Source organism: Streptomyces sp. NPDC047000 (assembly GCF_040644295.1).
In the GTDB taxonomy this organism is placed as follows: Bacteria; Actinomycetota; Actinomycetes; order Streptomycetales; family Streptomycetaceae; genus Streptomyces.
Genome location: NZ_JBEYWE010000033.1, coordinates 69,711 through 81,381 on the forward strand (window position 1 = coordinate 69,711; position 11,671 = coordinate 81,381).

The following is an 11,671-nucleotide window of genomic DNA, read 5'->3' on the forward strand; positions in this document are numbered from 1 at the left end:
GCGACCCGGACCGCGCCGACGGCCGCCCCGCCGGTCAGTCACGCGTCGTGAACGTCGCCGACTTGTCCTCGAACACCGTGTCGCCGTTCTTGCCGGTGGCCAGCGTGGCGACGTACCACGTGTCCTGCCCGGCCCCGGCGGCCTCCGTGGCGTCGGCGGCGGTGACCGGGACCCGGTAGACGCAGCGCAGGGTGTCGTCACCGGCGGGCTTGCACGTGGCCGACTCGACGTTCTTCAGGTCCTTCTCGGTCAGCGGCTTGTCCGCGAACGCACCCTTGGGCCAGGCGAGCACCTTCAGGCTCTTGAGCCCGGACGGCGCGGTGACCTGCGTGGTGAAGGACAGCGAGCCGTCGTGGCCGGCGGCCGGGGCGGTGTAGCGGACGGCACTGTCCTTCAGTGACGGCGGCTGCTCCCCGGCCTGGGCGAGGGCGAAGGCCCCGGCCGCGCCGAGGACGACGACGGCGGCGGTGGCGGAAAGAATGATGCGTCGGGACATGGTCGGTTCCCCCGTGGATGATGGCGACGGTCGGCGCCAACTCCGTTGGCATGCCGCGCCGTTGTGGTCCCGGCGCGTTCTCCCGCGCCGTTGTGTCGATCCTCGCCGCGCACCACCGCCCCGGCCATGAGTACGTGTACTCAACCCCCGTACTCAACCCCTGCGCTTCGGTGACTTCACAACACACCGACAGTTGCCCCTGATGCCGGCGCCTCGCGGCCTGGGGGGGGCTGAACCCTGGGAACGAATATTGTCCGGTCTCGGTGAAGGTGCGGCAGCGTGAGTGCTTGACCTGGGGTGCCTCAGTTTGACTGAGATGGGGGTGGATCGGCTGTCTCGCTCAAACTGAGGTGTCGCCCGGCCAGGGCGGCGCCGTTCGGAACCGCCGAGGAATCTCAGGCCGGCCCTGTCCTGTGAAGATCGCGGTTCGCGATGCCTTGCTCAGTGCGTCAGATCGAGTACGGCCGTGCAGTGCGGATCGTCTTCCGGTTCCTCGAACAGTTCCCGCTCCTGCGACCGGGAGAACACCTCCGCGATCACGGCCGGTCCGGCCTCCGCAAGCCGGACATCGCAGCCCACGATGTCGGGATCACCCTGATGGCGTACGTACAGCCGCATCCGGCCCTCGCTCAGGTACAGGAAGCCGACCAGGAGTGACTCGGCCTTCTCCCGCTCTTCGTAGCCCGGAGCCGGACAGCTCAGTGTGGTGAGCAACGTGTGCGCTCGGTCCTCCAGTCGCTCCTCGCCGGGCACGTCCTTCGAGAGCCTGATCAACGGCGTATCGAGGACGTTGCCCACTTGACCGCCGGAGTAGAACCGCACCTCACCCGCCTCGTGCCGTACACGGCTGACTGCCTCCCACGGGAGCAGCACCTCGTCCTGCTGGGAGAGTGGGATCTCGTAGATGGTGAGGAGATCATCGACGGTCGCCTTGCGGCCGCCGAGCGCGATCCGCACGGCCGGCGCCCCGTCGGGGCCGGGGAGGACGCCGCGGACACGCATCTTCTTCACGATCGGTGCCTGCGTGTAGAGGATCAAGTGGCCGGTCACGTCGGCCTGTGCCACGGCCACTTCCCACGGCGTCATTGCGGGTGTCTCCCTGTTCAGCGTTTGAACTTGGTGGCGGACTGGTTCATCCAGTTCGGGCACTTCCTCATGCCCTTGCAGTAGGCGGTGATGACACCGATCATCTGCCCGCTTCCGGCGTCGTACCGCTTGTCCTGAGTACGGCGGGTGACCTGCGCCTTGACGATGATCTTTACCTGTGGGTGCGTGCCGTCAAAGGCGTAACCCCAGTATTCCAAGCCCCCCTTGCCGTCGTTCTTGTCCGCCTTGCCGTTCAGGGGAGCGTTGACGATGCGGCAGGTACGGATGTTGTGGTTGCTGGAGAAGTGGGCCCAGCCCAGTTCGCTGTTCCCGATACGGGTGGGTACGTTCCGCCCGTCCAAGTCCTTCTGCTGGCACTTCTTGGTCTTGTTCCAGTGGGGGGTGTCGGCGTGCGCGGCTCCCGTCTGTCCCAAGGCCACGACGGCAGCCGAGAGGGTGACGAGCGATGCTTTCGTGATCCTCTTCATGCACCTGACCATGTCACACAACTGCGGCCCGACTCATCCCGATTTCGGTGCGGTGGCTGACGTTTCGAGAGAGCCGTTGGCCACGTCGGCAAGGGCCTTCTGCTCAGCGGCGTCCTGGATGGTGTGTGCGATGACGCGGAGCTGTTGGATGCACCAGGGCTTGGCCGTTGTACGCAGAGGGCTCTCGTTGGGGAGCCGCCGTTATCAGAGAAATTTACATCGCCGAAGATGCCGATGCAGAGTTTGTTACACCCAGAGGGTAACTAAGTCTGCGATTCTGTGTAACTATCTCTGTATGGACCGTGCTGAGCAGGTGGCTGTTCTCTCTGGAGCCGCCGCAGATCAATGGGGCCTGGTGACGGCCGCGCAAGCCAAGGATCTGGGCGTCAACGGTGTGCAACTGCTGCGACTGACGGAGGTCGGCCTCCTGTCGAACGTGGGCCGTGGCGTCTACCAGCTGACCGCCGCGGGCGTCCCCACCCACCTGGAGGTGAAGGTCGCCTGGCTGCGCCTGCAGCCCAAACAGTTCCTGTGGGATCGGCCCGTCGGTGCCCCGGACTCCGGCGTCGTCTCCCATGCCTCCGCCTGCCAGCTGCTGGACCTCGGGGACATTCCGGCCCCGAACGTAGAGATCAGTGTCCCGCGTCGGCGGACCACGACCGAACCGTTCGTGCGTCTGCGTACTGCGCAGGTTCCACCGGCAGAGGTCACCACAGTCGACGGCCTCCCCGTCACCACAGCCATGCGCACCATCACCGACCTGCTGCACACCGGTGCCGATGGCGGACACGTCGGCGGAGTCGTCGCCGACGCCGAACGTCGCGACCTGATCACTGTGGACGACTTGGCGAAACGGGTCCAGCCGTTCGCCCGGAAGTACGGCCTGAAAACCAGTGCCACCGGATACGACCTGATCTACCACCTTGTTGCGCAAGCAGGTGAAAGTCTGCGCCGCCAGGAAGTCGACCGGGCCAGCCGGGAAGGGTTCGACCAAGCCGTCCACCTTCTGGCTGAACGCCCCGACCTCGTTGAACTCATGTGGGTGACACGGGCCGCAGCGCGTCGACGGAACACCCCGTCGCCCATTGCATCTGCGCTTGGCCCTGCGTTGATGGAGTCGATCCGCAGGCTGTCGCAGCCGAATCCGGCGATGGAGGAGGCAATGCGGAAGGCGTTGGTGCCGTTCGCGGAGTCGGTGCGTGCTATGCAGCATGCTGCCGTTCTCCCGCCCAGCACCTTCAAGGCCCTTGAGCAAGTAACTGCTCCCCCGCCGACGCCCGGAGGCACAAACCCTTCGCCCGGCCCCTCGGACGCAGAAGACAGCGCCCCCTCCAGCGGTGACGATCAGGAATCGGATGGCACCAGCAGCCAGGGGCCGGAGGAATCCGGCACTCAAGCCAACTGACTGTTGATCAGCTGAGCGTAGAGTCTGCGGATAAGCCAGCACGCCAGGGGGCGATTCGTGGGCAAGACCTACCAGACTCCGACGGCTTTCAGAACCGCTCTGAACCAGTCGGCCAAGAAGATGTCCAAGCAGACGGGCATGAACGTTGCTGACCTCATGCGGATCTTCTACTTCAACCGCCTCGCTGCCCGCGTCTTCACTCTGGATCCTGACGGCTGGCTCATCAAAGGCGGCCAGGCTCTCCTCGTCCGCTACCGGGGTGCCGCCCGCCTCAGCAGCGACATCGATCTGCAGACCGCCCAGCCGGGATCGACTCCGGACGAGGCGCGAAAGCGCGTCTTGGAAGCCGCCGCCCACGACCTGGGCGACTTCCTCCGCTTCGCCCCCGGCAAGTACACGTCGGCGGCCGATCCCACTCGCGGCGGCTCTCAGTACTTCGAGGTCTACCTCGGGCCCAGCCGCGTCGACAGCGTCAAGGTGGACATCACGGTCCGCCGCTCCCTCGCAGGCACCCCCGAAACCCTTCCCCTCGCCCCCGTCGTGGACCTGCTCTGGCCCATCGACTGGCCTGTCGTGCGGCTCTACCCCCTCATCGACCACATCGCCGACAAGATCTGCGCCCTGTACGAACGACACGGCGACGAAAGCTCCAGCCGCTACCGTGACCTGGCCGACCTGTTGCTGATCAGCCAGCAGGAGACGGTCGATGGCCCTACGGCCTACCAGGCTGTACACCAAGAGGCCGAACTCCGGCGTCAGCGAGGCATCGATCTCACACTGCCCAGGAACTTCGAGGCACCCGGAGCGGCCTGGCACGACCACTACCCGGCTGCCGCGGCACTGGTCATCGGCCTCCAGGGATGTCGCACTTTCCCGGAAGCAGGCCAAGCCGCCGAGATCTTCCTCAACCCGCTGCTCGACGGCAGTGTGAGGGGGAACTGGGATCCCTTGAAGGGCACCTGGCCGTAGCGTTTCGTCGCCTGCACGAGCTGGGCCTCAACCACCTGTACAGCCGGGACCCTTCTGCTGTGGAGTTGGCCAACGACGTGCTGCGTAGCGACCGCATCGTCGACGAAGTCCAGGCCGTCACCCGCTGCACCGCCGTCCGATCGGATGCCCATGCGGTACCGTCCGCTTGACGCCGCCGGCGCAGGCTGCCGAGCAGTGCGCGATGCGCAGGGTAGTTGGACATAGCTGAGGCTGTTATCTGCCGAGGCGCGGAGCAGGCCGCACCACGTCACCAGACCGGGTCTCTCTTCCGCCTTGTGACCAGAAGAGAGACCCGATGCCCAGTGCCAACAAGCCGTAGCGGTCCTGCTCGTAAGCTGTCAGGAGCCTTCAGCAAGCCGATCAGGAACGTGCCTGCTTCGGGGCTGAGAGAGACGTTCTGCCGCCAGTACGGCAGTGCTGCGGTTGCCGGTCTGATCCGTTGTCCGGAGCTTTCCGCCTACGGTACGAGCGGCAGGGTGCTGCCCGGTCCGGATTTCGGATGCTCGGCGTGGGGGGTCGTCAGTTGCCCGGGAATCGTGGGCGTCGGTACTGCGGCCCTCTTCGGCAGCCCGAACATCAGGCTGGACGGCTGCCGGGTCCTGCGGTCCGACACGACGACTCCGCCCCGCCACTTGCCCAGGGCGTCCTGGTACCGGAACTGCAGGTTCTTGAGCTGCTCTCCGTGCTGTTCCCGCAGGGGTCGGTAGGCGTCGTCGCAGTGCACGTTCCAGGTCACGTCGCTCAGATAGGCGTGACAGGCGATCGGGAACAGCAACGACGAGACCAGAAGGTCCGCGACCTGAAGAAGCGTGTGCGTGTCGCTGTGTCCGAAGACCGGTGACTCGATGACCCCGCGCAGGCTGTCACCCCCCGTGCGGAACTTGCGGGTGGTCACGCAGTGCACGTTGGGTGCGTTCTTCACCTTCGTACGGCTGTCGAGGACCATCATGCCGCGGGAGTGCTCGTGGGCGAGCTGGGCCTGAAAGGTCTCGTTCAGCGCGGCGACGGACGCCGGATAGACCCCGGATTCGTCGAACGCCTGCCCGACTTCCTTGATCCATACTCGGGCGAGGATCCGGGCCTCGTGCTCCTTGAGCATCCCCAGCAGCGAAGCCACCAGGTCCATGGCCGCACGCCGCCAGTTGTGGTTGCCGGCGCGGAGGTTCTTGCGGACGTCCGAGCCCTTGATCTCGTGCTGGATCAGGTCGGAGAGCTGTTCCGCGTGCTGCAACTGGGGGCGGTAGTGCTTCTTTATGTCGAGAAAGGCCCAGGTGAGGGACCTGAGCTGGGTATGGGGAACGGTGAAACCGCCGACGACGAGGACCGGTGGGGCGTCAGGGCGCTCAGGATCCAGCGTCTGCCCGTTGCCCGCCTCGTCGATGTAGCACAGATGCACCGATCCTCCCGGGACACGTCTGTGGCCGTCCCCGAAGGGACGGCCACAGGGTCTGCGCAGCCATATGCGCGATGTTTTGCTTGCTGATACCGATCGTGCCAAGTCTGCTACGGATAGTCAAGCGTACGTCACTCTGCGTTGACCTGTGGGTGGGGCTGGCTTGGATGCCGGGCGTGACGTTGTGAGTGATCGTCCGGGGACAGCCTTCGCCGGTCCCGGCCGACCCCGCTGTCGCATGTCCGGCCCGCCAGGTGGGCAGGCCGGAGGCCAGGGCGGTGCTGCGGGGCCTGGCCCGCTGAAGGACGTGGGGGGAGAGTGAAAGGCAGCGAACGCGGTGGGAACAGGGTGGCGGTGGTGACCATCACCTTCAGAACGATCAGTCGCGTTCCGCCGCGCGGGAGGCCGCCTGTCCGCTTCTTCGGGAGGACCGGCGGGTGATGCGCCGGGTCATGGGCGTGCCGCGGGGACGCCGCCGATCTGCGCTCGGAGCGCGCGGCATCGCCTACTCGCTCTGCAGGAGGCGGGCCAGTCAGCCGTCGATGTCGACCTTCCCGGTGTCGACGGCCGTCTCGATCCAGTCCGGCGTCGCCCGCACCCGCCCGGCGTCCTCGGACACCACGCCGGCGTAGGGCCCGAGGCTGCCCGTCAAGCCGGTTCAGCAACAGGCATTCAAGACGCCGGTGCCGCCGAGGGCAGGATCCGGCGGCGGGCGGTGAGGGCTGTCAGGAACGCGGTGGGCAGGAAGACGGTGTCGCAGGCGATCATGGCCATGGAGAAGAACGGGATGCCGAGGAGCACCGCGATCCCCACGTGCTCGCACATCATCACGGCGATCAGCACGTTCTTGACCTTGCGGTTGGCCAGGGTGAAGGGGAAGGCGACCTGAAGGATGACGGTTCCGTAGCTCAGCAGCAGCACCAGCACCGTGTTGCCGGCGAGGAGCGCGGAGAGCCACGGCCAGGGAGCGAAGTACTCCAGCCTGAGCGCGTAGTGCAGGGCGCTGCCCTGTTCCCACCGTGAGCCCTGCACCTTGTACCAGCCGGAGGTGGCGTAGATCAGGCAGACCTGAGCGGCGATCGCCAGCATCGCGGTGTTGTGCAGCATGGACGCGCCGGCATCCAGGAGCGCGCGGGCCTCGCTCCGGGGGACCCAGTGATCGGCGGCGTACCACAGCCCGTGTACGGCCCACAGTGTCCAGAGCACGAGGGGCCATCCCGTGTCCCAGCCGAACGCCAGCAGCAGGAACAGACCGGTTGCCGTCCACAGGGCGACTCCCGTCCGGTCGGTGCGGGGGGAGTCCGCCTGCTGCCGGGTGCGGGCGCGCCGTGCGTCCAGCGACCAGACCTGGGCGCAGCGGGTGAAGACGAGGTAGAGCACCATGATGCGCAGGACGTTGTCGCCGCCGTCGCCCACGAGGGGGTTGCGGTTCTCCAACGAGAGCACCCCGACCATGAGGATGACGGACATGGTCCTGGTACGCCAGCCCAGCAGGACCGCGAAGGCCGAGGCGACGGTCAGGGAGTAGACGATCTCGAACCAGACCCGGCCGCCGGACCACTGCAGCACACTGAAGGTGCCGTCCAGACGTCCCAGTTCGAGTGCCATGTCGTACGACAGCGGGCTGCGGTCGCCGTAGAGAACACGGCGGTGAGGCCATTCCCGGCACAGGAACGCGGCGATCACGAGGGACAGTCCGATACGGAAGGCCGCGGCCTGGTGGGACGCCCGAGTGGTGCAGATGAGGTGTCCGAGGCGGGTGGCGCCGGTACGGATGCGGGTCGCATGGGAGCGGCCAGGTGCCGCGGGGGTGCTCGGCGAGGATGTCACGGTGCTCAATCACAGTCCCTTGTAGTCCTGGCCGGTCACCGGCCACCAGGGCAGTACGCGGTAGGTGGTGGTGTCGGGCGTCTCCTCGCCGGTCCACGACGGGGGCGGCACCATGGTGTAGCGGCCCGCGATCTGGACCGCTGTGATCGTCTCGCCCCGCCACCGGTGTCCGACGCGCTGGAGCACGATGCGCTTCAGATAGGCGCCTGCCACCACTCCGCGGACGCCCTTGGGCTGGTTGTCCGGCCCGTGCAGCGCCTCGGAGTTGTCCCAGGCGATACGGAGCATGTTCTGGCTCGTGTGACTCGGCGCCGGGTCACCCTTGATCGCCGTCACATCCTGGTCGGTGAGGTTGACCCACCCGGAGACATGCTGGACGCGGTGGGCCCCCGTGGTCCGCAGGCGGACGCCGATGGCGTCGTTGCGCTGCTTGGGGTTGGGCGCGAACAACTTCCAGTCCTGCCCGAACTCGGGCTGCACGTAGGAGTCGATCAGCGCCTGGTCGCGGGTCTTGAGGACATTGGCGGGGGCGAGGGTCAGAAAGATCATGGTCACGTGCACCAGGAGGGCGGTCGCCAGCACGACGGCGGTCGACGCCAGCAGTCCGATCGACACGGGTGACCACGTGCGTCCCACGGCGCCCTGAAGTCCGGGATCCTGCCGCGCGTCGTCCGGGCCTTGCACCTGTCCGGCGACGGACCCGGGAGCGGCAGAACCGACTCCTTCCGCCTCCGGTCGCGGAGGGGGCAGACAGCTCGTGGCGTCCGGTACCGCTTCCGTCGTCTGTGCGGTGGGTGATTTCCTGGAGACTTCCATTCTCTTCTTTCTGCTCGGCGGCCTGTGCGGTGAGGACCACTCACCGCACAGGCCGCACGTCCGATGTGCTTCAGCTGCGGGTGCAGGTGGCATCGGACCGCACCGGGCATGTTTGAAGAGGGCGGCCCGGTCCGTGGGTGACGGGTGTTCCGCTCAGCTCAGGGGGCAGGTTGCGGTGGCCTTGTCGGTCCATGAGAGGCCGGCTGCCGCACTGAGCACGTCGGCGATGTCGTTGATGACGCTGCCCCGGGACCGCACGTACCACTGCGCGAAGTTGTTCGCGTTCTGCGGATCCCAGATGTACGTCAGCAGCGGATCCGCGGGGGCCCCGGCCGCCACACCCGCAGCCGTCCGCGCGAGCGTGTCCGTGTACGGAGGCGTGGGCAGGTCGCTCCAATGCGAGGTGGCCGGGTCGTAGGGCGCGGGCCAGTTGTCGAGGCCCTGGTTGAACCAGTAGCCGGGGGAACACCACTCGTTCGGCGGCGGGGTGGTGGTGGTCGTGGTGGCCGTGGTGGCCGTGGTGGCGGTTGTGGAGGTCGTCGTGGTGGTGGCTGTGGTTGCTGTGGTGCCTGTGGTTGCCGTGGTGGCGGTCTGTCCCGTGGTCCCGCTCGTCAGGCCGATCAGTCCCGTGGTGAGCCCGATGCTGCCGAGAATCGTCGGGGCGAAGACCGCGTCATTCGTGCAGTAGCCGAATTTCCCATTGCAGCTGTGGATGAGCTGGTAGCTGTCGACCTTTTTCTTGTCGTACTTGTCGTGCTTCTCGTATTTGTTGTGGCCCTCCTTCTTGTGGTTTTCCTGCTTCGTCTTTCCGTCCCCGCCGTCGTAGGCCGGGGGCAGTGTGCTGCTCCGGGAAATCTGTGCTGACCAGGGAGTTTCCCATCCCATGGCCTGCGAGGCAGCCGTGGTGCCCACCGTGACGGTGAGTACGGAGGCTCCCACGAGCAGGGCTCTGATGGCCCGCATGGCGCTCCTCTTTCTCTTTTCCTGGTGAAGTTCCTGTCTTGCGCCTTCGGACGGATTGAATCAAATAAGGGGCAGGTGGGCCGGTAAATCCGGCTGCGGTTTCCGTCCGTCGGTGAGAAATGCGCCAGGAGGGTGAATGCGCGAAGCGGAGTCACGCCCTTGCCCCGGCTTTAGTGGCGTGGGTCACTCTGCCGGTGTGGAGAGGGTCAGAGCAGGGGAGTTTTCCGGGGCCGGGGGTTCGGCGGGGGCTGTCGTCGTGTCGGCCGCGCAGTACAACGCGCGCTATCGGCGGTTGGTCGGGGGTGGGGCCACCGTGCTGTCGGCCGGGTTCGATCTGCCGACCCAGCTCGGGTACGACTCCGACCATCCGGATGCCGCCGGGGAGGTCGGGCGGGCGGGGGTGGCCGTCGACTCGCTGGATGACATGCGGGTGCTGTTCGGCGGGGTGCCGCTGGAGGCGGTTTCGCTGTACCTCACCGCCGACGGGCCCGCCGCTCTGCTGCTTCTGCTGTACCAGCTCGTCGCCGAGGAGCAGGGGGTGGAGGGCGAGCGGCTGCGGGGGACCGTCCGGAACGACATCCTCACCGAGTACATCGTGCGGGGGCGCGGGCTCTTCCCGCTGGTCCCCTCGTTGCGGCTCACCGCCGACCTCTTCGCCTACTGCCGTGCCGAGCTGCCCCGCTGGCGTCCCCTCTCCCTCACCGGGCACCGGCTGGTGCGGGCCGGGGCCTCGCCCGTGCAGGAGGCCGCGTTCGTGCTCTCCCACGGCATCGAGTACGTGCGTACCGCCGAGGGTGCCGGGCTGGACGTGGAGGAGTTCGCCTCGCGGCTCACCTTCCGGTCCGGACGGCGGGTCTGGGCGCGGGTGATGAAGGAGCGGTTCGGGGTGCGCTGGCCGGGGGTGCCCGGGGCCTGGCTGCCGCGGTTCCTGGTCGGGGACGGCATCGACGCCGGGATCGGCGGACTGCTGGACCGGGTGGAGGCGCTCGGGGGCGCTGCCGCCGGCATCGAACTCGGCTTCCAGCGGCACGAGATCGGGTGGGAGGGCGGCATCCTGGGCGCCGCGACCGTGCCCGGAGACCAGTTCCGTGGCGGGTCGGCCGTCGTCCTGCGGCAGCGTGAGCGGCTCGCCAAGGTGCGGGCCTGGCGGCACGGACAGCGTGTCGACGGTGCTCTCGGTGCGGTGCGTGCCGCCGCCGGAGGGACCGGCAACGTGCTCTATCCGCTCAAGGACGCGCTGGCCGCCGGAGCCACCGTCGGCGAGGCGTGCGGTGCCCTGCGTGAGGTGTGGGGGGAGTGCCTGGCGCCGAACCCGCCGGACGAGTACCGGATCTCCTTCACCGGCCCTCCCGCGCGCGAACCCGCGCCCAAGGAGCCCTATAGCGCGCCCGGTTAACTTCCCCGCGGCTGCCCGGCACAGGGTCCACCTGGTGGTCCGTCGTCTGAACGGCGCAGCTCACACCACCCGGCGGACCGGTAAAGGACCGACAGGAGCCGACACGTATGCCTCTGGAAACCAAGAACGTCCGCCGAGTCGACCGGGTCGTCATCCGGTTCGCCGGTGACTCCGGCGACGGTATGCAGCTCACGGGCGACCGTTTCACCTCGGAGACGGCGTCGTTCGGGAACGATCTGTCCACCCTGCCGAACTTCCCGGCCGAGATCCGCGCCCCTGCCGGTACCCTCCCCGGCGTCTCGTCGTTCCAGCTGCACTTCGCCGACCACGACATCCTCACCCCCGGTGACGCCCCCGACGTCCTCGTCGCCATGAACCCCGCCGCGCTCCGGGCCAACATCGGCGACGTCCGGGCCGGTGGCGAAGTCATCGTCGACACCGACGAGTTCACCAAGCGCGCCATGCTCAAGGTCGGTTACCCCGTCAGCCCGCTGGAGGACGGGTCCCTCGAGCGGTACCGGCTGCATCCCGTGCCGCTCACCACCCTCACCGTCGAGGCGCTGAAGGACTCCGGGCTCGCGCGGCGCGACGCCGTGCGGTGCAAGAACATGTTCGCCCTGGGCCTGCTGAGCTGGATGTACCACCGGCCGACGGAGGGGACGGAGAAGTTCCTCCAGGCGAAGTTCGCCAGGAAGCCCGGCATCGCCGCCGCCAACGTCACGGCGTTCCGGGCGGGCTGGAACTTCGGGGAGACGACCGAGGACTTCGCGGTCTCCTACGAGGTGGCGCCGGCCGCATCCGCGTTTCC

At 67.5% G+C, this 11,671-nt stretch carries 11 protein-coding genes and 1 pseudogene; 4 read left to right on the forward strand and 8 right to left on the reverse strand.

Annotated features, from left to right (window positions below; genetic code table 11):
• Nucleotides 1-34: 34 nt before the first annotated feature.
• The 3 genes from ABZ862_RS33680 to ABZ862_RS33690 all read right to left on the reverse strand — a co-directional run bounded on the left by ABZ862_RS33680 (nt 35) and on the right by ABZ862_RS33690 (nt 2,016).
• Complete coding sequence (locus ABZ862_RS33680; protein WP_360966761.1) at nt 35-496, reverse strand: DUF5707 domain-containing protein; 462 nt, start codon at nt 494-496, stop codon at nt 35-37.
• Between the two features lie 441 nt (nt 497-937).
• Complete coding sequence (locus tag ABZ862_RS33685) at nt 938-1,582, reverse strand: hypothetical protein (RefSeq protein WP_360966763.1); 645 nt, start codon at nt 1,580-1,582, stop codon at nt 938-940.
• Nucleotides 1,583-1,599: 17 nt separating this feature from the next.
• Entirely contained in the window at nt 1,600-2,016 is a 417-nt protein-coding gene (locus ABZ862_RS33690) for a hypothetical protein (RefSeq protein WP_360966766.1), read from the reverse strand.
• A 349-nt stretch (nt 2,017-2,365) separates the two neighbouring features.
• Between ABZ862_RS33690 and ABZ862_RS33695 the strand changes: the two genes are divergently transcribed.
• Both ABZ862_RS33695 and ABZ862_RS33700 read left to right on the forward strand, forming a co-directional pair.
• Nucleotides 2,366-3,475: a type IV toxin-antitoxin system AbiEi family antitoxin domain-containing protein gene (locus ABZ862_RS33695; RefSeq protein WP_360966769.1), complete on the forward strand. Its 1,110-nt coding sequence runs from the start codon at nt 2,366-2,368 to the stop codon at nt 3,473-3,475.
• Nucleotides 3,476-3,532: 57 nt separating this feature from the next.
• A complete protein-coding gene (locus ABZ862_RS33700) occupies nt 3,533-4,444 on the forward strand; it encodes a nucleotidyl transferase AbiEii/AbiGii toxin family protein (RefSeq protein WP_360966771.1) in 912 nt (303 codons plus the stop codon).
• Between the two features lie 478 nt (nt 4,445-4,922).
• On the opposite strand, the gene ABZ862_RS33705 is transcribed toward ABZ862_RS33700, so the two are convergent.
• The 5 genes and pseudogenes from ABZ862_RS33705 to ABZ862_RS33725 all read right to left on the reverse strand — a co-directional run bounded on the left by ABZ862_RS33705 (nt 4,923) and on the right by ABZ862_RS33725 (nt 9,467).
• Nucleotides 4,923-5,861 carry a DUF3800 domain-containing protein gene (locus ABZ862_RS33705; RefSeq protein ID WP_360966774.1) on the reverse strand — a complete coding sequence of 313 codons (939 nt, stop codon included), beginning with the start codon at nt 5,859-5,861 and terminating at the stop codon, nt 4,923-4,925.
• Between the two features lie 529 nt (nt 5,862-6,390).
• Nucleotides 6,391-6,480: pseudogene (locus ABZ862_RS33710) on the reverse strand (DUF6192 family protein); the annotation flags it as partial.
• Between the two features lie 50 nt (nt 6,481-6,530).
• Nucleotides 6,531-7,688 (reverse strand): HTTM domain-containing protein, encoded by a 1,158-nt coding sequence (locus ABZ862_RS33715; RefSeq protein WP_360966795.1) that lies wholly within the window; start codon nt 7,686-7,688, stop codon nt 6,531-6,533.
• Nucleotides 7,689-7,697: 9 nt separating this feature from the next.
• The gene (locus tag ABZ862_RS33720; protein ID WP_360966777.1) at nt 7,698-8,303 is read right to left on the reverse strand and encodes a DUF5819 family protein; all 606 of its coding nucleotides are present in this window, start codon (nt 8,301-8,303) and stop codon (nt 7,698-7,700) included.
• A 354-nt stretch (nt 8,304-8,657) separates the two neighbouring features.
• Nucleotides 8,658-9,467, reverse strand: coding sequence for a hypothetical protein (locus tag ABZ862_RS33725; RefSeq protein WP_360966780.1), 810 nt, complete (start codon nt 9,465-9,467; stop codon nt 8,658-8,660).
• Nucleotides 9,468-9,723: 256 nt separating this feature from the next.
• Here ABZ862_RS33725 and ABZ862_RS33730 point away from each other — a divergent pair, with 256 nt between their 5' ends.
• Together ABZ862_RS33730 and ABZ862_RS33735 are read left to right on the forward strand one after the other, a co-directional pair.
• Nucleotides 9,724-10,863, forward strand: coding sequence for a methylmalonyl-CoA mutase family protein (locus ABZ862_RS33730; protein ID WP_360966783.1), 1,140 nt, complete (start codon nt 9,724-9,726; stop codon nt 10,861-10,863).
• Between the two features lie 107 nt (nt 10,864-10,970).
• On the forward strand, nt 10,971-11,671 hold a 701-nt coding region (locus ABZ862_RS33735; protein ID WP_360966786.1), incomplete at its 3' end, for a 2-oxoacid:acceptor oxidoreductase family protein.

Excerpts from the sequence above, each read along its gene's own strand:
- ABZ862_RS33680 (WP_360966761.1), bottom strand. The coding sequence starts at position 496 with ATGTCCCGACGCATCATTCTTTCCGCCACCGCCGCCGTCGTCGTCCTC.
- ABZ862_RS33695 (WP_360966769.1), top strand. The coding sequence starts at position 2,366 with ATGGACCGTGCTGAGCAGGTGGCTGTTCTCTCTGGAGCCGCCGCAGAT.
- ABZ862_RS33685 (WP_360966763.1), bottom strand. The coding sequence starts at position 1,582 with ATGACGCCGTGGGAAGTGGCCGTGGCACAGGCCGACGTGACCGGCCAC.
- ABZ862_RS33725 (WP_360966780.1), bottom strand. The coding sequence starts at position 9,467 with ATGCGGGCCATCAGAGCCCTGCTCGTGGGAGCCTCCGTACTCACCGTC.